The 21,589-nt window shown below is 48.1% G+C and carries 17 protein-coding genes and 1 riboswitch; of the genes, 8 read left to right on the top strand and 9 right to left on the bottom strand.

Going from position 1 to position 21,589, the window contains the following annotated elements:
* Positions 1–93: 93 nt before the first annotated feature.
* Complete coding sequence (locus PQG83_RS06930) at positions 94–1,110, bottom strand: UDP-glucuronic acid decarboxylase family protein (RefSeq protein ID WP_312748127.1); 1,017 nt, start codon at positions 1,108–1,110, stop codon at positions 94–96.
* Between the two features lie 100 nt (positions 1,111–1,210).
* On the opposite strand from PQG83_RS06930, the gene PQG83_RS06925 reads away from it, so the two are divergent.
* Complete coding sequence (locus PQG83_RS06925; protein ID WP_312748126.1) at positions 1,211–2,242, top strand: molybdopterin-dependent oxidoreductase; 1,032 nt, start codon at positions 1,211–1,213, stop codon at positions 2,240–2,242.
* Here PQG83_RS06925 and aspS read toward each other — a convergent pair.
* From aspS to PQG83_RS06895, 6 genes are all read right to left on the bottom strand, one after another.
* The gene (gene aspS / locus PQG83_RS06920) at positions 2,239–4,023 is read right to left on the bottom strand and encodes an aspartate--tRNA ligase (RefSeq protein ID WP_376753579.1); all 1,785 of its coding nucleotides are present in this window, start codon (positions 4,021–4,023) and stop codon (positions 2,239–2,241) included. The genes PQG83_RS06925 and aspS overlap by 4 nt on opposite strands.
* A gap of 57 nt (positions 4,024–4,080) precedes the next feature.
* A complete protein-coding gene (locus PQG83_RS06915) occupies positions 4,081–5,319 on the bottom strand; it encodes a pseudouridine synthase (protein WP_312748123.1) in 1,239 nt (412 codons plus the stop codon).
* Between the two features lie 2 nt (positions 5,320–5,321).
* Positions 5,322–6,878: a glutamine-hydrolyzing GMP synthase gene (gene guaA, locus PQG83_RS06910; RefSeq protein WP_312748121.1), complete on the bottom strand. Its 1,557-nt coding sequence runs from the start codon at positions 6,876–6,878 to the stop codon at positions 5,322–5,324.
* Positions 6,879–6,934: 56 nt separating this feature from the next.
* Positions 6,935–8,395 (bottom strand): IMP dehydrogenase, encoded by a 1,461-nt coding sequence (gene guaB / locus PQG83_RS06905; protein WP_312748119.1) that lies wholly within the window; start codon positions 8,393–8,395, stop codon positions 6,935–6,937.
* A gap of 276 nt (positions 8,396–8,671) precedes the next feature.
* Positions 8,672–11,614: a 6-bladed beta-propeller gene (locus tag PQG83_RS06900; RefSeq protein ID WP_312748117.1), complete on the bottom strand. Its 2,943-nt coding sequence runs from the start codon at positions 11,612–11,614 to the stop codon at positions 8,672–8,674.
* A 271-nt stretch (positions 11,615–11,885) separates the two neighbouring features.
* A complete protein-coding gene (locus tag PQG83_RS06895) occupies positions 11,886–12,107 on the bottom strand; it encodes a cold shock domain-containing protein (RefSeq protein WP_312641881.1) in 222 nt (73 codons plus the stop codon).
* 318 nt (positions 12,108–12,425) lie between these two features.
* Between PQG83_RS06895 and PQG83_RS06890 the strand changes: the two genes are divergently transcribed.
* The 3 genes from PQG83_RS06890 to PQG83_RS06880 all read left to right on the top strand — a co-directional run bounded on the left by PQG83_RS06890 (position 12,426) and on the right by PQG83_RS06880 (position 15,996).
* Positions 12,426–13,523, top strand: a complete 1,098-nt coding sequence (locus PQG83_RS06890; protein ID WP_312748115.1) for an LptF/LptG family permease — start codon at positions 12,426–12,428, stop codon at positions 13,521–13,523.
* Positions 13,524–13,551: 28 nt separating this feature from the next.
* Positions 13,552–14,640 carry an LPS export ABC transporter permease LptG gene (gene lptG / locus PQG83_RS06885; RefSeq protein WP_312748113.1) on the top strand — a complete coding sequence of 363 codons (1,089 nt, stop codon included), beginning with the start codon at positions 13,552–13,554 and terminating at the stop codon, positions 14,638–14,640.
* Positions 14,641–14,941: 301 nt separating this feature from the next.
* Positions 14,942–15,032, top strand: a riboswitch (cyclic di-GMP riboswitch).
* Between the two features lie 85 nt (positions 15,033–15,117).
* The gene (locus PQG83_RS06880; RefSeq protein ID WP_312748111.1) at positions 15,118–15,996 is read left to right on the top strand and encodes a sigma-70 family RNA polymerase sigma factor; all 879 of its coding nucleotides are present in this window, start codon (positions 15,118–15,120) and stop codon (positions 15,994–15,996) included.
* 10 nt (positions 15,997–16,006) lie between these two features.
* Here the strand turns inward: PQG83_RS06880 and PQG83_RS06875 are convergent, their stop codons facing one another.
* On the bottom strand, positions 16,007–16,576 hold the full coding sequence (locus tag PQG83_RS06875; protein ID WP_312748109.1) for a cell wall hydrolase: 570 nt from the start codon (positions 16,574–16,576) through the stop codon (positions 16,007–16,009).
* Positions 16,577–17,018: 442 nt separating this feature from the next.
* Between PQG83_RS06875 and PQG83_RS06870 the strand changes: the two genes are divergently transcribed.
* The 3 genes from PQG83_RS06870 to recN all read left to right on the top strand — a co-directional run bounded on the left by PQG83_RS06870 (position 17,019) and on the right by recN (position 19,847).
* A complete protein-coding gene (locus PQG83_RS06870; protein ID WP_312748107.1) occupies positions 17,019–17,579 on the top strand; it encodes a tetratricopeptide repeat protein in 561 nt (186 codons plus the stop codon).
* A 164-nt stretch (positions 17,580–17,743) separates the two neighbouring features.
* Positions 17,744–18,091: a thioredoxin gene (gene trxA / locus PQG83_RS06865; protein ID WP_312748105.1), complete on the top strand. Its 348-nt coding sequence runs from the start codon at positions 17,744–17,746 to the stop codon at positions 18,089–18,091.
* A 25-nt stretch (positions 18,092–18,116) separates the two neighbouring features.
* On the top strand, positions 18,117–19,847 hold the full coding sequence (gene recN, locus PQG83_RS06860; protein WP_312748103.1) for a DNA repair protein RecN: 1,731 nt from the start codon (positions 18,117–18,119) through the stop codon (positions 19,845–19,847).
* Between the two features lie 81 nt (positions 19,848–19,928).
* Here recN and PQG83_RS06855 read toward each other — a convergent pair whose 3' ends face one another.
* Positions 19,929–20,597: a DUF6445 family protein gene (locus tag PQG83_RS06855; protein WP_312748101.1), complete on the bottom strand. Its 669-nt coding sequence runs from the start codon at positions 20,595–20,597 to the stop codon at positions 19,929–19,931.
* 241 nt (positions 20,598–20,838) lie between these two features.
* On the opposite strand from PQG83_RS06855, the gene PQG83_RS06850 reads away from it, so the two are divergent.
* Positions 20,839–21,579, top strand: coding sequence for a HalD/BesD family halogenase (locus PQG83_RS06850; RefSeq protein ID WP_312748099.1), 741 nt, complete (start codon positions 20,839–20,841; stop codon positions 21,577–21,579).
* Positions 21,580–21,589: the final 10 nt, after the last annotated feature.

Here is a 21,589-nt window from a genome sequence, read left to right as displayed (position 1 = left end):
TTGCGCCAATGGTGTTGTATCCGATTACGATCGGGACAGGGCATGTCAAGGGTCACAGATTGCGCGGAATCGATGAACCTCATGATCCGTGATTCACTTTACATGGTCTAAATGAGACCGGAAATAGTCGATGGCTTTTTCCAGGCCTTGTTCCAAAGTAATCCGAGGTTCCCACTTGAGCAGAGTGGTAGCCTTTTCAATATTTGGTCGGCGTACTTTAGGGTCATCGATTGGAAGGGGATGTTGCGTGATTGTGCTCGATGAGTTGGTGAGTTTAATGACCGTTTTAGCTATGTCCATGACGGTGAGTTCTTGTGGATTGCCGATGTTAACCGGGTCATGTATGGAGCCGAGGTTGGCCTGAGTTTTCCCGAATCGAACCGAATCTTGAACATCTTGATTTTTTCGAAATTCGTCTGGCGGGGCCTGGAGAAGCGATAGGATTCCCGCGACCAGATCATCGACGTAACAAAAGCTGCGAGTCTGTGACCCATCGCCATAGACCGTTAACGGATGCCCTTGTAAGGCTTGCACGATAAAGTTGGACACCACCCGCCCATCTTTTGGGCGCATCCGTGGGCCATAGGTGTTGAAGATTCTGACGATTCTTGTATCAAGGCCATGAAAGCGATGGTAGGCGGTGGTTAAGGCTTCGGCAAATCGTTTCGCTTCGTCGTAGACGCCTCTGGGGCTAATGGGGTTGACGTTGCCCCAATAGGATTCCGGCTGTGGGTTGACCAGGGGATCTCCATAGACTTCCGATGTGCTGGCCAGGAGAAATCGCGCCTGTTTCGCCTTGGCTAGGCCCAGCGCTTTGTGTGTGCCTAACGCGCCGACTTTCATGGTGGCGATGGGAAATTCCAGATAGTCCTGCGGGCTCGCCGGTGAGGCGAAATGCATGACGGCATCGACTGGTCCGTCGACATGAAGATAATCGCAGACATTGTAGTGAATAAACGAGAATTTCGGATGCCCCATGAGGGCACCGATATTTTCTGTACGTCCGGTAAGGAGATTGTCCAGGCATATGACTGTATGTCCTTGATGGATAAGCGTTTCGCATAAATGACTTCCTAAAAAACCGGCTCCTCCGGTCAAAAATATCCGCATGCCGTTTCTCCTTCTATCCGCAAAAAATCCATGATAACTTCAAATGTCGGATGGATCTTGTCCAAAGTCGTTAAGGTATTAGATAATAGAGAAGATGTCTATGTCATTCTTAAATAATTCTCCCTTTTCTTTTCAACTGAGCCGTCGGGCCCTTTTCAAGCTTGGGGGACTGGCTACCATCAGCATGGGATTTCCTGGATGCGATCTGGGGTCGATGTTTGCAGTTCCTCCACGGGAAACCACCTATTTTACATCAAACGATAAATTTTACACTGTAAATTTCATGGATGCTTCTTATAATTTTACCCGTGACTTGGATGTGGAGCAATGGAAAATGGTGGTTAAGGGCGCTGTGGAACGCCCTCTGGTGATGAAATGGCGCGACCTCCTCAATCGGGAATCCTTTGATCAGGCTGTGACGCTGATGTGTATAGATACCCTTCCAGGCGGGAGTAGTTTGGGGACCGCTATGTGGAGAGGGATTTCCCTTAAAAAACTTTTGCAAGACATCGGAGCCGATGAAGACACAGCCCGGGATGTGATTTTTCGAGCATCTGACGGATATTCCGACAGTATTCCTTTTGCCAGAGCCATGGAAGATGATGTCATGTTGGCATATCTGATGAATGGGGAAAAGCTTCCTAAGGATCACGGCTTTCCGGTCCGCCTGATTGTTCCAGGTCTCTACGGGATTAAAAATGTGAAGTGGATTACGGAAATCGAGGTCTATAACGGCGATTATCTTGGCTACTGGCAACAGAAAGGTTGGACGGATGATGGGACCATTCATATTTTTTCCCGCATTGATAGCCCGGGTCATTACCAGTCTTTACAAGCGTCTCAACAACGATTACGTGGGATTGCCTATGGAGGACCGGAGAGCATCAGTGAGGTTCAACTGAGTTTTGATCAGGAGAAAACCTGGGTGTCCGCCGAAATCGAACCACCGTTGTCTCCTTTAACATGGGTGATTTGGAATTATCATTGGAGCCCGCCAAGACCTGGCAAGCACATGGTGTCTGTGAGGGCTATCGATACGAAGGGAAAGATCCAAACCTCGGAAATCACGAGACCACAACCGGCTGGGGCGACGGGATTGCATTCCATTGTTCTAAATGTGCTGAATGCTTAAACCGGGTTGTCAGGCTTTTTAGCCGTCGTGCGAATAGAGAGCTCCTGTAGTTGTTCTGTTGTGACGGGGGAGGGGGCTTCGGTCATCAGGCATTGAGCCTTCTGGGTTTTGGGAAACGGGATCACTTCTCGAATCGATTCCGTCTTGCCGAGTAACATCACCAACCGATCAAGTCCCAACGCGATGCCTCCATGAGGCGGTGCCCCGGATTCCAAGGCATCTAAGAGAAATCCAAATTTTTCACGAGCCTCCGTTTTGGAGATGTTGAGTAAGTCAAAGACTTTTGACTGAACTTGTGGCGCATGAATTCGAATGCTTCCTCCACCTAACTCAAAGCCATTCAAAACCAGGTCATAGGCTTGCGTTCGAATCTGGAGAGGATCGGTTTCCAGAAGCGGCATATCTTCTGAGTGAGGGGCCGTAAAGGGATGGTGCAGAGCGATATATCGTTTGGCCGTATCGTCAAATTCAAACATGGGAAAGTCTATGACCCATAGCGGTTCCCACCGGTTTCGATCAATTAATCCTAGCTCCTCCCCCAGCAGCAGGCGAAGGCGGCCTAAGACTTGATGGACGATAGGCGCTTGATCTGCGACAAAGATGAGCAGGTCCCCGGTTTTGGCCGAGGGTAGGGCGTCACGTAGGGTTTGGGAATTAAAGAATTTGGCGATAGAGGAATCCAGATTGCCCTCTTCGTTAATTTTGACCCAGGCGAGTCCCTTGGCACCAAATTCTTTTGCGGTACCGATTAGATTGTCAATCCGGTTGCGGGTAAAGGCGTTGCCACCGGGAATGACGAGGGCTTTCACGATTCCGCCGTTTTCCGCTGCGCTCTTAAAAACTTTAAAGTCACAGGTTGCAGCGAATTGACTCAGGTCCTGTAACTGCAGATCAAAGCGAAGATCCGGTTTGTCGGTCCCATAGCGTCCCATGGCCTCCTCAAAGGACAGCCGGGGCAATGGGGAGGGAAGGTCAATATTTTTCGTCTCTTTAAAAACCAGTCTGACCATATGTTCGATCAACTGCATGATATCTTCCTGATCGACGAAAGACATTTCCAGATCGATTTGCGTGAATTCTGGCTGGCGGTCCAACCGGAGGTCTTCATCACGAAAGCATCTGGCTATTTGATAATAACGATCAGTTCCCCCGATCATAAGAATCTGCTTAAAGAGTTGCGGCGATTGGGGAAGAGCAAAAAATTCACCAGGGTTGACTCGACTCGGGACGAGATAATCTCGTGCGCCCTCGGGAGTGCTTTTTGTTAAAATCGGTGTTTCCACCTCTATGAACTGATTGCCATGAAGGTATTGCCGTACAAGATGGGACACCTGACTGCGGAGTTGAAGGAGTTCTTGCATCTTTGGCCGGCGAAGGTCCAGATACCGGTGTTTTAACCGAAGTGTTTCAGTGGTGGTGATGGTGTCGTCGAGGGCAAAGGGGAGGGGTTTGGCTTCATTGAGAATCACGAGGGATGTGCTTCGAATTTCTATGGCGCCAGTCGGAATATGAGGGTTGGCTGAGCCTTCGGGACGTAAGGCCACCTCACCGGTGATTGCCACGACGTATTCATTGCGGAGCCGATCGGCTAGTTGATGGACGGTGGGTTGCTGCTCTGAATCAAACACGATTTGTGTGAGGCCGTAGCGATCACGAAGATCAATGAACCTCACTCCGCCATGGTCGCGGCGACTGGCAACCCAGCCGGCTAAGGTCACGATTTGGCCTACATGGTCTATGGAGAGTTCACCGCAATGATGTGATCGTTTCAACGAAAAAATCCTTTCCAACGCCTAACAGCTTTGATGGCAGAACATAAAACCGAGAATTCGGAATACTTAAGTTTTAAACTTGAACCGGCTGTTTGATGTGACGCCGGGTCGGCGGGGCCGTGCGTTGCCGGTTGTGCCAGGAGTTGAGATCGTCTTCTTGCTCCTGATGGGTTTGGGGTTTCCCTGGCGTGGCCAAAACTGACCAGCGGGTCCCGATTTAGGAAAATTTTCCATTCTTTGGGTCGGTTGATCTTTGGATCGGTGTAGCCCTGCTTGGCCGATCGTTCCCGCAGACGTTGGGGTGCTCTTCCTTTTGATGGAATTCGGGTTTGGTGAGCGTGGTCGCGAAGGAGCCGCAGGTCTGGAGGGAGCAGATTTTTCCGTTTTCTTAATTTGCGGACGGGTTGGTGTCCATGGTCGTGTTTGACCGGCCTTTTCGGCAGGTGACGCCATATTCTTACTTCTGATGGAATTGGGGATTGCGGGACGTGGTCGTAATTGACCTGCAGGTCTCGATAGGCGCATCAGTTCAGTTTTCGGCTGGCGGACAGTCGGACCTGGCGATTCAGGTGCGATGAGTAAATGGCGTAAGTCGTTCGCTTCCTTATCTGTTAAATATCGCGTCTGGCCTGGGGGAAGAGTTCCAAGGTTCAGAGGCCCAAACTGAACGCGTTTTAACCGGATCACGGGATGGCCGATTTGCTCAAACATTCGTTTGACCTGGTGTTTACGTCCTTCATGGATGGTGATTTCCACCCAGGAATTAGCCGCCGCTTTTCCGGCTTTTTTTACTTTGGCCGGAGCGGTGGGCCCATCTTCCAATATCAGCCCATGTCGGAGTTTTTGGATTTCAGATTCTTCTAGGATACCCTTAATTTTCACCAGGTATGTTTTATGGACATGGTGTGCGGGATGAAGGCAGGCTTGTGCAATATCACCGTTATTGGTGAGCAGAAGTAAGCCTTCACTATCATAATCTAACCGTCCGACCGGAAATAGCCGTATGGAAGGTTTCGGGACCAAGGCTTTAATTGTGGGACGACCCGCAGGATCATGCAAGGTGGAGATGTATCCCACTGGCTTATTAAGCATGAGAAACATATCAGGAGGTCGGGACTTCAGATGGCGCCCTTCGACCTTGATGTGGTCGACAGCAGGATCAACTTTGGTCCCTAGCGTCATGACGGTTTCCCCATTAACGGTGACCAGCCCATGTTGGATCAGTTCCTCCGCCTTGCGTCTGGAAGCGACTCCGGAACGGGCGATGATTTTTTGTAAACGGACTGTTTTCTCTGGTTGAGCCATATCTATTCCCATTCGATCGTTGCTGGCGGTTTTGAGCTAATGTCATACACCACACGGTTGATCCCTTGTACTTCATTGATAATCCGATTGGACATTTTGCCCAACACCTCTGCTGGAATCACGCCCCAGTCCGCAGTCATGCCGTCCGTACTGGTGACGGCACGAATGGCAATCACTGATTCGTAGGTCCGTTGGTCGCCCATGACTCCCACGGTTTGGATCGGCAGCAAGACCGCAAACGATTGCCAGATGATTCTTGACAGCCCGGCTCGTTCAATTTCGTCTCGAACAATAGCATCCGCCTCACGAAGAATGGCTAGGCGCTGGGTGGTCACGGAACCGATGATGCGAATCGCTAAGCCTGGACCGGGAAAGGGTTGTCTCCAGACAATATCCTCCGGTAGACCTAACTCCAATCCCAATTGACGAACTTCATCTTTAAACAATTCTCGAAAAGGTTCAATCAGTTTGAATTTCATGCGCTTCGGCAAGCCACCGACATTATGATGTGTTTTTATCGTTGCCGATGGTCCTTTGACGCTCAGACTTTCGATCACGTCCGGATACAGTGTTCCCTGAACCAGAAACCCGACCTTACCTAAAGAGACCGCTTCCTGTTCAAAAACTTTAATGAATTGACGACCAATGATTTTTCGTTTGCGTTCAGGGTCTGTTGTGCGCCCCAGTGCTGCCAGAAATGTGTCTGCATGGTCGGCAATGCGGACTTTCAGATGATAGGCGGAATCGAATGTTGTTTGTAATTGTGCCACTTCATTTTTTCGCATGAGGCCATTGTCGATGAAGAGGCAGGTCAATTGGTCGCCGATTGCCCGGTGGGCCAGAACAGCGGCCACAGTGGAATCCACTCCTCCGCTGAGTGCGCAAATGACCTTGCCGTTTCCCACAGTTTGCCGGATGTCGGTCACGGCCTTTTCAATGAATGAACCCATTGTCCAGGTTGGCTCGCAGTGGCAGATATGACGTGCAAAGTTTTGAAGAATGGTTGACCCATGAAGGGTGTGCATGACTTCAGGATGAAACTGGATACCAAAGAGCTGTTGCGTGTCATTGGAGGATTTCATCGCGGCGATCGGGGCATGGGCCGTGTGGGCGATCACATGAAATCCAGGTGGAAGCTGTTGTACCGAATCCCCATGGGACATCCAGACAGGAAATGCCATTGTGGGATCGAGACCAAGAAATAAATTCGTGTTGTCGTCAACGGTTAAGTCGGCTCGCCCGAATTCACGATGAGGTGTGGGGTTGACGGTTCCGCCACATTGATGCGCAAGCAATTGCATACCATAGCAGATCCCCAGAATGGGTATGGCCAGATCAAAGATTTGGCTATCAATTTTCGGAGAATGGGCCTGAGTGACGCTTGCGGGTCCTCCTGAGAAAATAATCCCTTTGGGGTGATAGGTAAGGATATCCTGAACCGTCGCCTGCGAGGGGAGAATCACGGAAAAAATGTGGAATTCGCGTATCCGCCGTGCAATGAGTTGCGTATACTGCGATCCAAAATCCAGAATGACAATGGTATCGTGGTGCGAGTGCATGGCGTGCCGGAATTTGTCAACGGGGGACCTGACTGACTTGGGGGCGGAATCAGATCTTAGTCAGCCCGATAATTGGGGGCCTCCTTAGTAATCACTACATCATGAACGTGGGCTTCTCGCAGCCCTGCAGAGGTCAGTTGAATGAATTGAGCATTCTGTTGAAGTTCTTCGATTGTTCGACATCCGCAGTACCCCATTCCTGCCTTCAGCCCTCCCACTAATTGATAGACCATGACTGCGAGGTTTCCTTTGTAGGGAACGCGGGCTTCAATGCCTTCAGGGACTAATTTTGAAGATTCGCGCCCCTCTTGAAAGTAACGATCCTTTCCTCCGCGTTCCATGGCCCCCAGTGATCCCATTCCCCGATATTCTTTGTAGGTTCGGCCTTGATACAATACCGTTTCCCCTGGAGATTCTTCGGTTCCCGCAAAGAGTGATCCGATCATCACGCAAGAGGCGCCGGCCGCGAGGGCTTTGGTGAGATCTCCCGAATATTTAATGCCTCCATCAGCAATCAAGGGTATTTGGTGTTCTTTGGCGATGGTGGCGCAATCCGCCACTGCGGTCAATTGTGGGACACCGGCTCCTGATACGATTCTGGTGGTGCAGATTGAGCCTGGCCCGACTCCAACTTTAATAGCATCTGCTCCGGCTTTAATGAGATCCAGCGTGGCGGCAGAAGTTGCGACATTTCCTGCCATTAGTTCCAGGTCTGGATAGCGAGATTTAATATCTTTGACTTTTTCCAGGACACTTTGGGAGTGCCCATGGGCGGTATCGACAACGATTAGATCGATTCCAGCTTTAGTGAGCCGCTCCAGGCGTTCTTCTACGTCGGGCCCGACTCCGACGGCGGCGCCGACGCGTAACCGTCCGTGCGCATCTTTGCAGGCATAGGGATATTTGATTTTCTTCTGAATGTCTTTGATGGTGATCAGCCCTTTTAACTCGAATTGATCATTTACCACAGGAAGTTTTTCAATGCGATGCTCATGAAGAATTGCTTGGGCCTGGTCTAATCCCGTGCCCTCAGGGGCGGTCACGAGGTTGTTTTTAGTCATAACCTGAGAAACTTTGAGATCCAAACGATTTTCAAAACGAAGATCTCGGTTCGTTAAGATGCCGACCAATTTGCCATCTTTAGTTACAGGGATTCCAGATATGCGGTAAGTGGCCATAAGATGGTGTGCATCGCGAATGGTATGATCTGGGGAGATGGTGATTGGAGAAAGGATCATTCCACTTTCTGATTTTTTGACCTTATCGACTTCTGAGGCTTGGATGTCAGGGGAGAGGGCGCGGTGAATTATTCCAATTCCCCCTTCGCGTGCTATCGCAATGGCTAATCGTCCTTCAGTTACAGTGTCCATGGCCGCGCTCAGAATTGGGATATTAATCCGAATATTTCGAGTGAGTTGGGTGGAGGGGTCTACCTCAGATGGGATAATATTTGAATGGCGCGGCACCAGGACCACGTCATCAAAAGTGAGTCCCATTCGTAATTGTTTTTCCAACATGGGTTAGGCCTTGTATTTCGTCTCCTGCAGAATTGTGGATGTGAAAAAGCCTTTCATCTTAATTTTCTTTTGAAAGGCAGTCAATGTGCCTTTTGTTATACTTAATGGGCTTATCGAAAAACACACAAGACTGCTCAGAATCAGCAGGTAAATGTATTCCCATACCGGGGAATCCGGTTCGGCACTATGAAAAATGCCAAAGGGTAATCCCTGTACCCTCTGGCATTTGTTGTTAAAGTGTGTGGTTGTTTCCTGGGTTCTGCCAGAGCGATGTGGCTATTCTGCTGCCTCAGGAATAAAGGCCATCGTTTCCTCTTCCTGGAAATGATCTTCGGCTTCCTCTGCCGGCATGAATTCTTGAACTCGCATATTTCCGCTATCAACCGAATAGACGTGTCCTCTGGAGTCAGCTCCAATTCCATAGGGGAAGTTGAATTGGCCATCCTGAGAGCCAAAACCGCCCCATTGGGTGATAAAGTTACCGTCTCGATCAAACTTTTGAATGCGTTGATTGCCGGTATCACTGACAAATACGTCTCCTGATTCATCTACTGCCACACCCCAGGGTGATCGAAATTGTCCAGGTTCTTGTGCCTGAGCGCTGCTGGCATGGCCAGGCCCAATGCCTCCGCCCCACTTGGTAAGTAATTGTGGGAGGACGTTTGAGCTTGTATCAAATTTTTGAATCCGATGATTACCCATATCGACCACATAGACGGTTCCATCCGTTTGATCTACAGCAATGCCTCGCGCAAAATAAAACTGCCCGTCCCCATTCCCAAAGCTTCCCCACTGCATAATGAATTCTCCGGTTTCATCAAATTTTTGAACCCGGAAGTTGGCACTATCTACGACGTACAGGTACCCGCGTACCCGGTCGACCGCCACTCCCCATGGAGCATTAAATTGCCCTTCCCCATTCCCGCGGGATCCCAGTTTCATCATATAATGGCCTAATTTGCCATCAAACTTTTGAATCCGATGGTTATTGGTGTCAGCCACATACACATTCCCATTTCCATCGCATGCGATGCCTGTGGGATTATTAAAGCCTCCATTAGCGGATCCGAAATTTCCCCATAATAGGATGAAATTGCCATTTCTGTCGAATTTCTGGATGCGGTTGTTCCCGTTATCAACCACAAACAATGACCCTTGGCGATCAATCGTTAGGCCGTATAGAGGGCTAATAAATTCTCCACCATGGAGAAGGGAAGCTCCCCGGCCTGGTTTTCCCCACTTGGCGGCACAAATATACCCAGACGTGTTGAGAAGGATGTTGGTGCTGGCGGGAACAGAAACGTTGTTGTTGGCGTCTTTAAACCAAACGTAGACGGTTTTTGTGCCATCGGTTGGCGAGGTGGTAAAAGGAATAGTGGCTCCAAACTTTTGTTCCGGTTCCACTTCAACCCATCCAGGCATGGTCCCGCTTGGAGTCATGGGGTTTTCAGAGATGAAATAGGCAGCCACTCCGCTATCCACGTCTTTGGCTGAGATGGTGGCGACCATATCAGGACTATTGGTCATGTAAGCCCCATGATTAATGACGATGTCAGGATTTTGAGGTGCCGAGATGTCGATCAAAACCGGAATAGCGGTCTGCTCTTCAGATAGCCGGCTTTCAGCTCCATCTTCGGTCACCGACGTCATAGCATAAAAATATGCCGTGTTATTTGTGAGGCCACTATGAATGTATGGAGTGGTCACACCTTCGATCTTTGTGGAGGTATCTGTTGAGAGGTTGGGTTCAGTACTAAAATAGAGGTTGTAACTGACAGCATTGGGCACTTCGAGCCAACTTAGGATGTTTTCTGTATCTCCGGGTTTGACGGCAAGATTGATGGGGGCTGTAAGATCGCTGGCAACCCGTTTTTCTTGTTTGCCTCGATTGAGTTCATCCTCAGTTGGGGCAAACTTGGTTAAACGGTGATTGCCGCTGTCTATGACATACACATATCCCTCTTTGTCCACCGCAATCCCTGACGGGAAATTCAGTTGTCCTTCGGTTAATCCCCGATTTCCCCACGAAGTGAGATAGGTCCCGCTAGAATCAAATTTTTGGACACGGTGATTTCCGCTGTCGACCACATACACATATCCTAAAGGGTCGCAGGCGACCCCCCATGGTGCTTTAAATTGGCCAGGGGCATTCCCTTCCTTTCCCCACTTCAGGAGAAAGTTACCTCGTGCATCAAATTTTTGAATTCGATGGTTCCCCTCATCGGCAATATAAATATTCCCGACAAAGTCAACTGCGAGCCCGCGGGGATAAAAGAAGGCGCCGTCATATCCCCCGTCACGCCCCCACTTAAGCACAGGAGAGCCGTCTGAAAGGAATTTTTGAATTCTGGCATTGCTGGTATCCGAGACAAACAGATTGCCTTGGGAATCGGTGGTAACTCCCCAGGGGACATCAAATTTCCCCGCTTCCGCCCCTCTCCAGGCAAAACCGAATTTTCCCCATGCGTTGATAATATTTCCTTCAGAATCAAACTTTTGGATCCGATTATTCCCACTATCTGCCACATACACATCCCCTTCGGGGGATGTGGCAATGCCCCGCGGGTAGTAAAATTTTCCTTCGGTTGAATCAGGTTCGTCACCCCAACGTGCAAGAAATTTTCCCGATCGGTCAAACTTCTGAATTGAATGATTGTCCGTATCGCCGACATAGATATTTCCGTCTTTATCTATAGCAATGCCGGTTGGTGATTTGAATTCTCCATCGTCGACGCCTTCACACCCGATTTGCATCACGGGGAGGTAGGGCGAAGGAATGGACATTATCTCTTCGGATAAGAGACTTTCACCCTCTTCCGTGACCACAGAAATTGCATAGTGATAACAAAAGTTATTGGCTAGGTCGTTATGTTCGTAAGGAGAGATCGCTCCTTCAATGCAATTGGCTTTTTCTTTGGTTATCCCAACTTTTGGGATGAAATCCTCTTGGCCTGCGACTGGCCTGGTTAGTTCGTTGGGCTTAATTTGAACGCCTTTGGTGGTCATGAAGTAAACATTGTAATAGAGGGCTTCCGGGACAGGATCCCAAGTCAGGGTAATTCGCGTGTGATCAGGGTTAGCGCGTAGGTTTGCTGGTGCCTGTGGAATATTGGCATCCTCGTTTTGCCCTGCTCCCCAGTCCTCCACTCCACTTTCTACGGTCACAATCTTTCGATAGAGCGGATTTCCATAAAATAAAACATCGAAAAGTTTTGTCATGCTGTTCCCCTGAAACTGATGAGGCAGTTGTGTAAAATTTGTAATTTATGCAATAAATTCAACTACTTACGGCAAAGTCTACCAGGAGAAAAAGAGGGAAGTCAAGGAAAGTCCCAGCAGGCTATTTACCTCTTAGACTTCTTTGACAACAAGTCAAAGACGAGGAATTCCAGATTATTCCGTTGAAGAAAAGTTGAGATCTAATGTCCCAAAAAATTCACCCTTTCGTCATCAGCAAATAATGGCGAGAATGCGACAGAGATTTACCACTTTAAGATGGTTGGCCAATTCCTGATTTTGTGACGTTGGCAGCCTGTGGACCCTTTGCTCCTTCTACCAAGTCAAATTCTACCGATTCCCCCTCTTTTAAAGATTTAAAGCCGTCTTCTTGAAGTGCGGAATAATGGACAAACACATCCTGTCCACCTTCAACTTGAATGAAGCCAAAACCTTTTCGATCATTAAACCATTTTACGGTTCCCTTACTTCTCATGATGGCCCTCCCCATTAGAGTACTTGTGGATATATATTTCAAAAAAGTTGTGCGTATTTAAAAAGAAAAGCCGAAAAAGGAGTCCATTCCTCTCTCGGCTTCACGGCGTAATATTCTTCTCACTTCTTTACCCATTACAAAAACGAAGAGGATGTAGCACAGTTTACAGAATCTGTCAATAAATGACAGGAGGAAATTCATTCCCTACTATTCTCCTATAACCGCCTATAAGCTAATTATTTCGGATATTTGATTGAAAATGAGTAAAGCGGCCCTGCTAATCAGCCAACATATATCATCACTTTCCACTTATTTGAATTGTCCAAGACCTTGATCAGACTTTTCGATCGGTACATTTTTTTTGAGTTGCTTCCCCCATTTTTGACCAGCCTGACCGGGTTGTGTTTCATCATTTTTACCAAGGAAATGCTACGGTTGGTGGATTTAGTGGTATCCCGGGGAATCAGTTTGGCGGCCTTGGGGTCAATTGTGCTGCATTTGCTTCCTTCTTTTTTAGTCCTAACCTTACCAATTGCCTGCTTAATTGCCTCAATTTCGGCCTTTAATCGTCTATCGTTTGACAATGAGGTCATTGCTATTCGAGCTGCGGGGGTCAGTTTCTGGCGAATCAACCTTCCTGTGGTGGTTTTTTCCGGCATTGTATTCCTCTTGACGGTATATCTTTCTCAATGGGGCCAGCCCTGGGCCAATGTGTCTTTGAAGACTTTGGCTTTGAGCGTCATCGAAGATGAGTTGACTCTTGCGGTTGATTCGGGAGTGTTTAATGAACCAATCCCCGGACTCATGGTGTATGTGCCACACTCGGAGAATGCTTCTGGCGATAAGGGGATCTTCATTTCGGACCAACGCAATCCGGAGCAACCCTTAATAATTGTGGCGGAGAATTTTCACATGTTGAAACAAAGCGAACGTCAGCAGTTTGGCATTCGATTGTTTAAGGGGGCAATTCATCAAATCCCCAAAGATGCCAATAATTTTCATCGGGTTATCTTTGATACCTATGATTTTTGGCTTTCTTCGCCTTTTTCCTCCGTGAAAGATAAGACAAAACGGAAAACCTACCACAACCTCACTCAGCAATTGGAGGAATCAGGTGGAACGGACGCAGGAGCCCTTCGTCGATTAGTAGAGTTTCATAAAGACACCGCCTTTCCGGTCGCCACCTTTGTGCTGGGGTTATTGGGCGTCCCGGTGGGGATTGTGTCGAAGCGGTCCGGGAAAGCTGGAGGGTTTGCGATTGGGGTTCTCGTGGTTATCGGATTTTATTTATTAAATGTATTGGGAGAGTTTCTCGTGACGACTTTGGTGATTTCTCCGTTTTTCGGTGCGTGGATGCCCAACATTATCCTGGCCTTCTTCACAGGGTTCCTTCTATTTCAAGCTGGAAAACAATGACCCAGCATTCTCTCAAGCAAGTTAGATCATGAAAAAAATTTCTTGGTATGTATTTGGGAAATTTAGTCGCGTCTTCTTAATGTGTCTTGTAACCGTGCTGACGATTTATCTGGTCGTGGATTTTTTTGAAAAATTGAGAAAATTTTTGAAATATGATGCAGACCTAAGCGTTATTTTAAGCTTTTTTGTCTATCGAATTCCCGAAATTGCTTTTCTCTTAGCCCCGCTAGCGGCTCTAATGGCATCAATTTTGACAATTTGTGGGCTTAATCGGACTCGTGAAATCACGGCGATGCGAAGTTGTGGATTAAGTTTTTATCAAATTGCCATTCCTTTTTTTGTCTTTGGCGGGTTTGTGAGTGTGGTGGGTCTGAGTTTGACGTCCGTGTTGATTCCTTTGGCCAATATTAAAGCTGAATTTGTTCAATCGGTTTTAATCCAAAATAAACCAGAGCCCCTCTTACTAACTCCGGAACGTTTATGGCTTCGGGTGGGACGCAATCACCTTATGCGAATTGATTCCGTGACAGAAGATGGGTTTCGTTTGAATGGTATCCACCAATACACCCTCGATGATCGCTTCAGTCTCAAAAGGATTCTTAAAGGAGAATGGGCAACGTTTGTCGATGAAGAATGGATAATGGAGCATGCGATTGAGCGAACATTTCAGGCTAAAGAACGCCTGCAAGTGAATGTTATCCCACGGCAGACGTTGCCTCTCTCTCTCACGCCTGATGATTTTCAGAATTGGCTGGCTCAGTCTCCAGAGCATATGTCCTTGTATCAATTGCATGACTATATTCAAAGGTTAATAGAAGATGGCCATAGTCCTCATCGTTTTTTAACTGATTATTGGTCTCGAATTGCGTACTCTCTGGTTCCTCTGGTGATGATACTGTTAGGGATCTCGGTGAGTCTGCGCGGAAGTGGTGTGCGTGAGGTTGGAATAGCTAAAGGGCTTGGGCAAACTCTGGCAATTGGATTTTTTTTCTGGGCGGCGCATTCAGTAGGCATTGTCTTAGGACGAAATGGAGCGGTATTACCGATCATTGGCGGTTGGATTGCCACAGTCATGTTTTTGATCATAGGAATAAATCTGTTTTTGAGGCTGAAATGAAGGATCCGCGATTGTCATGAAGGGCACTGGAGGGATTGTGTGAATGAGATTTTGACCATCTGTTCCTGATCACCATTCGTATTGGTTTTTGATACTGTGCAATATATGAATTTGCGTAGTTTTTTCATAAACACGCAAGGGATTTTCTTAATTCCCCTTGACTCGGATCCGATAACATTTCCAAAGAGATAGAGGTCGAAGAGTAGGGGAGAATCCGAAGATCCAAGACAGACAGTTAATCGGAAAATTTCAAAAAACCATCACTTACATGAGGTTGTAATTATCGACTAACGAATTCAACAGGTGACAAGGGCAAACTATCCGTGAGGGTAGGGCGCAAAGCCAAGAAACCCTGAGAACGTTGTCGTTGCAGGGTTCGTCTGGTTACCGAACTGTGTTGGTAGATCCATGCGTTCGTTCATGCGCCCCTTTCCTGGAAGGGGCGCTTTTTTTTGGTCACCCTGGAAAGGCCAAAATATGGACGAAGACGCACAACATTCCACGGAGACAACAGTTGGTATCAAAGAACCCGACACATCTCACCTCTGTTCGGTTAGTCCGAAAAAAGTAGAACATACGGAGGCACAGGGCCAGCTCGATCAGGAATATGTTACCCGGATTTTATTAGAGTTTCTCCCGATCATTCGTCGGATGGCCGGAATTATGGCATTCAGAAATCCCTTTTCCCTGGATGTCGAGGATTTGACCAGCGCAGGGGCTATGGGGCTGTTGTCGGCGTTGAAGCGCTATGATCCGACACGTGATATTAAATTTCGCACATTTGCCGAATATCGTATTCGTGGCATGATGTTAGATGAAATTCGGTCTATGGATTGGGTTCCTCGGTCTGTTCGATTTCGTCGAGATCAAGTGCGACAAATAGTTGAAGAGCATCTTCAGAAAAATGGGGTGCCACCGACCACACAGGAATTGGCCACACTGTTGGGCGTCCCCATTGAGGAGATAGAAGGAGTGGGCGGGTGTGATCCCCGGTTAATTAGTCTGGATGAGCCGGTTGGGCAGGGGGAAGATGAATGCACCCTTCGTGATGTTTTGCCGGACGTTAACCATCTGGACCCTTTTGTGGCCTGTGCGGATGCAGAAATGAAAGCGGCCCTGTCAGCGGCGCTCCAGACATTATCGGCACGCCAGCAAGAGGTGCTTCAATCGTATTATCATGCGGGATTGACGATGAAAGAAATTGGTCGGCAAATGGGTCTGACCGAATCTGGGGTCTGCCGGGTGCATTCCGGTGCCATTCGACATCTACGCATAGAGTTGAAACGTATAGAGGATGGGGGACCCAGTGCGCCCCGACCCAGGAATTTGCGAAAAACACCCGTGGTCCGTGACTAATTAAACTAGATTAAATGGTGTGCTTATTAAAAAATTCGTGTCCGCCAATTTTTGCCACTTTACGGTTGATCTGAGCCCACCGGGGAGTTTTGACCAGTTGGGGATTATAAAACAGTACAGCCCCATTCACCATCTTTCGCCCGTCTTGTACAACCTTCCAGGCTAATAAACTATCTTTCATGTTTCGATTGGTTTGATCAAATTCCATTTCTTCTGGATTTCGTCCCATCCATGGTTCAAACTGTTTGGCCCGAAGAACCGTGCCCTTGACCGTGCCATCGCTATGGTATTTGAGAGCCATTCGGTTCCGAATGACGGCCGCGACAGCTAACTTTCCAGCAAAACTTTCACCGCCGGCTTCCAGATAGATGGTGAGGGCCGCTAAGGTGTCGTCGCTGTGGCTAGATTCCGGCCAATGGACCATTTCCGGAGGCAATGGTGATACAGGCGAAGAAGACGAAAGAACTAATGCGATATCGGCCGAATTTGCAGGAGTTGGTGAAACGGGGAGTAAGCATATGGAGAAGGTTTCTATACCAATGATGAGGACACAAGATAACAGTGTTTGGTTTCGTTTCATTTTATTCCTTTAATGCTTAATGGGTTTAGAATTTTTCCCTCATTATTTTTTGTTTAGATATTGAGAAGCCAGGTTTAATTAAATGCTTTTTGGACACGGTCTTTCGCAAAGTGCATGCCATTGACGTTTTAGATTGTTCAATGGAAGGCGTTTATGGGAGTCTTGAGTTGTAGGGATGAGTCTGGTGGTAGACTTTTTGTGTTTTTCTAAATAACAAGGGGCCTTTATCCAGCATTGTGTCGTGGTTTCGGGACATCAAAGATTAGGTCAGCCGTATATCATGCAATAGTGATTGGAAACAGAGGGATTTCGAGATTCTCGTACTGATTAAAAATCTGACAATCTTGAAAATGGGTCTAGTGAATCATCGTAAATTTTCAGAACGAACAGAGAATCTATCGAGAATGATGTTTGTTGCGCGATTTTAGTGATGGAGGAGAACATGACTATTTCGTCGTTGAGCGAAAGAGGAAGGGAAATGATGATGTGTCTCGGGGTGGGAGTAATTCTTCTTGGTACGTTACCGCTTTCCAATGGTTGGGCTCAGTCAGATCAGACGCCTGTCTTGCCTATGCAATCTCTTGCACACGCTAAAGTGTTTTTGATGGCCGGAGATTACCGTCGAGCAGTAGAGGCTTGCCAGGAAAATATTGACCGCAATCCCTCGGTTGAAGCATACGTTTATTTGGCCTATGTCTATGAGGCAATTGATGGTTATTTAGGAGCATTAGCCAAGCAGGAAGATTATGTGAAAGTGGAGCAATTAGCCCTGAATTTGACCGCACGGGATGTTCTCGATCTCATTGATCCGCCGAATGTCATGCCTCGTATGGCGCAAGAACTCATTCATGAAGGCATTCGGCAACAATTTGATGTGACCGCAGCAATGGCCAATCGGTTGAGTCGGACACGGACGGATGAATTGTGGGCGCAACAAACTCGTTGGCGTGCATTGAAGCCTGATTCATGGTGGACTGGAACCCCGGATGAATGGCAATGGTGAATTCTATCTCTGCCTGTGAGTGAAGTGGTCAAGCAGAGCACACAGGGTGCCCCTCTCTGGAGATAGGTTAATCGTATTTGAGTGAGTTGACAGTCCGATAAGAGCGGTTTTAGGATGGCAAGACAGTCTGGACATTTTGTCGTATTTATCCAAGGAGGCAGTCAGTGTCTGATTTAGTGGCCAAAGCCGATGCAGCGAATTGGGATGGGGAAGTACTGAAATCTTCAGAGGTCGTGATGGTGGATTTCTGGGCAGTTTGGTGTGGACCCTGTCAAATGGTGGCCCCAATCGTCGATGAGCTTGCACAGGAATATCAGGGAAAACTTAAAGTCATGAAGCTCAATACCGATGATGCTCCCGAAGTTGCGGGGAAATATCAAATCATGAGTATCCCAAGTATTCTCTTCTTCAAGGATGGCCAAGTTGTCGAAAAAATTGTTGGTGCAAGACCGAAGCAACAATTCAAACAAGTTATTGACTCGCTCCTGGCTCAATCCACGTCTCCTGCCTGATCAGCGAGACCGATGACTCGGTGTTATGCTGACCGAGCTGCGTATCTCCAACTTTGCCCTCATCGATCAACTCCATTTGGAATTTCCTCCTGGGTTTCTCGTCTTGACGGGGGAGACCGGCGCTGGAAAATCTCTTCTTATTGATGCATTGGTGTTAATCACCGGGGGACGAGCCTCCGCCGAGCATATTCGGTTTGGTGCCGAGGAAGCTCTGCTGGAAGCCTGTTTCCTCATCCCACTGACTCATCCTCTAGCGAGCAGATTGCAAGGGGACGGATACCTCCTTCCCGATCAACAGGACATTATCGTTCGTCGGATCTTATCGCGGTCGGGAAGGAATCGGAATTTCCTCAACGGGCAACTTGCCCCTCTTCAAACGATTCAAGACATCGGCCCTCAGTTGGTAGATATCCATGGCCAACATGATCAGCAATCATTGCTCTCCCCTAAGACCCAGCTCAAATTGTTGGATGCGTTTGGGAACCTTGAGGATGTCGTCGGATCCTATCAGGTGATGCACCGAGAATGGGTCGAGAAAAAGGCAGCTTTGGATGAATATGTGGTCCGGTTACGGGATCAAACCAATAGGCAAGATATTCTTCAATATCAATATGACGAGCTAGTCAAAATGCAGTTGCAGTCCGGAGAAGAAGAGACTCTCAGCCAGGAATACCATCGGTTGAAACATAGCGGTCGATTAGGAGAATTATCGAATCAAGCCTTTACGGCATTACATGAAGGCGAACGATCGATTCTGGATTATCTGGGTAAGGTGACTGAGTGGGTACAAGAGCTTGCAAAAATTGATGCGCACGGTGAATCGTGGGTCCCATTGTTGGAGGCAGCGAACATGTCGTTGCGGGAAGTGACAGATAACCTTCGGGATTACCGGACTCGGATCGAGTATGATCCTGAGAGAATGGATCTGATTGATAGTCGGTTGGCCGGTCTTCAGCGGCTGAAAAAGAAATATGGAAAGCCGGTCGAAGATTTAGTAGAACTTACCAAGACCCTTGAGCAAGATTTAGCGCAACTCCAAAATGGAGAAGAGCAGGTGCGGTATCTGCAAGCAGAAGTGACCAGTCGATATGAATCGATGAAGGCCTTGGCGGAAGACTTGTCGGCCAGGAGGAAAGCAGTTGCGAAGCATTTGGTCAAAGAAATCAAGCAGGAATTAGCGGCTCTTAAAATGTCGACAATGGAGGTGCAGGTTAATATTGAAATGGCCAACGGAGACAACCGATTTGGGACGGCAGGAATGGATCGTGTTGAGATGTTACTGGCTCCCAATCCTGGAGAACCGCTGATGCCATTGGGCCGGATTGCATCGGGTGGAGAATTGTCCCGAATTATGTTGGCCTTAAAAACCGTGTTTGCGGAAAATGATCAGACGCCTGTCGTCATTTTTGATGAAATTGACAGTGGGATTGGTGGGGAAGCCGGCAACGTCATGGGAAGTCGATTGCGTCAGTTGGCTCAATTTCATCAAGTGTGTTGTATCACCCATCTTCCGCAGATTGCCTCTCAGGCTCATGCACAGTTTGTGGTTGAGAAAACAACGCTAGAAGACCGAACCCTCACGAGGGTCCACGAAGTCACAGGAGTTCATCGGGAAACCGAAATCGCTCGCATGTTGGGAGGAGGCACGCTAACTCCCACTATCAGAAAAACCGCCGGTGAAATGCTGGATCGGGGAAACCGTCCTCACGTAGCCCCCGGTCACAATAAGCCCCCCAAAAAACCTGCCAAAACCTAATCTAAATTCGAATGAGCTTGATACATGCAGGATAGCCATTCATAAATGAGTGGATAGCTTTTTCTCTGTGTTCGAGAATTGTCAAGATCCGGCTTTCCAAAAAAATACGACAGCCATTCGTTTTGAAGCTAACGCATGGTCCCAGCCAAAATACGCTGTTGCAGAGTGGATGAGATCCGATTTATAGGCAACTAGGCGGTTAAAGACATACGGGACCTCCAGGATTTCTTTGAACATGGTGGGATCCATTTCCTGTGATACCCCAGGCACTTCGCTAAGACTTTCATAACCTTTTGGGCAATAGTTGCCGTCTGGTGGTTCACCGGGAAGATTCAGTCGGTAAAAGGATGTGCCGCAATGTGATGTGGGTGGGCTTGGATGGAGGTAGAGGACGGCGGCGTAGTTGCAAATTCTGGCAGAGTCGACATGTGGACGAGCGACCCCTTCAGCTCCTCCGCATATCTGAATGTGATTGTGCCCGGAAATTCCTGCCTCGTTATGCGATTGGGGAGAGAGGTTGGGAATACCTAAATGTGTGGTCACATAGCTTTCCACGGTGTGCAGTTCATCGGGAGTCAGAGCTCCAGGAGCCCGCATGCCGGGCCAGGGTTCCGGGCGCCAGGGGGATCCCAATGTCCAGGTTGGAATGGCCATACATCGTTGGGCAATCTCTAATGCGTTGGGAAGGGCCTGATCCTGAATCCAATAATCCTGGCCATGAATTAATTCGCGATAGGGGAGTCTGTTCATGAATACAAGCCAGACGGAGTGTGTGATCAGCGGAGAAAATTGTGAGACGACATGAAAATTCGTGGACGAAAATGGGCACCATAAAACGTCAGTCAGGGTGAGGTCAAGCGGATAGATTATTTGATAGCCTGGTGAGAATGTGATGGTTGTCATGATAAGCTACGATCAATGGTGGCAATGACCACATTGAAAAAAGAATAGACTGAAAGTTTTGAATCTGAAGGGATGAAGGAGAGTGCCTATGCTCAATCCAGCGGTGTCCGACATTGATCAACTGTTGACTGAGACCCTTCAGATCATCAAGGTTGAGGAGGTCACGCGTTACTATTGGGAACAGGGTGAGTTCTTGGCTTTAGAGCATTTGATCCCCACTCAGATTGTTCAGGAATTTATGCGGGAAGTAGAGCGGGTGCGGCCCCAAATCAATCGAAACTTTATACCAGGGCATAAAAAGGGGGGAAGTGTCAGTTTTTATCTTCTGCAGCAATCGGCTCCGGCCATTCTTGCGTTCTATCACCACCAGGGATGGATCGACCTTTTGAGCCGGATTGCCGGAGTTCCGTTAATGCTGTGCCCTGAGGAGGATCCCCATTCCTGTGCACTGTATTTTTACACCGAGGCTGGAGATCATATCGGGTATCATTATGATACCTCGTATTATAAGGGTAAACGATTTACGGTTTTATTGGGATTGCAGGATCAATCAAGCAGCCGCTTGGTCTGCCGTTTACATACCAAAGAACAGGGTCGAGAGGTTAAAGAGTTATCCCTTCCGACTGATCCAGGTACATTTATTTTCTTTAATGGCGATAAATTGCATCATGCCGTTACGCCGCTGGGGGCTGGAGAAGAGCGGGTTGTGCTCACGCTACAATACGTCACCAATCCGTCCATGGGTCTGGCCCAACGGTGGTTTTCAAACATGAAAGATGCCGTGGGATATTTTGGATGGTCGGCCATGTTTCGAAAACCCCATCGTTAGAACCTTCCTC

Source organism: Candidatus Nitrospira neomarina (genome assembly GCF_032051675.1).
Lineage (GTDB): Bacteria > Nitrospirota > Nitrospiria > Nitrospirales > UBA8639 > Nitrospira_E > Nitrospira_E neomarina.
This window is presented reverse-complemented; position numbering and strand designations above follow the sequence as displayed.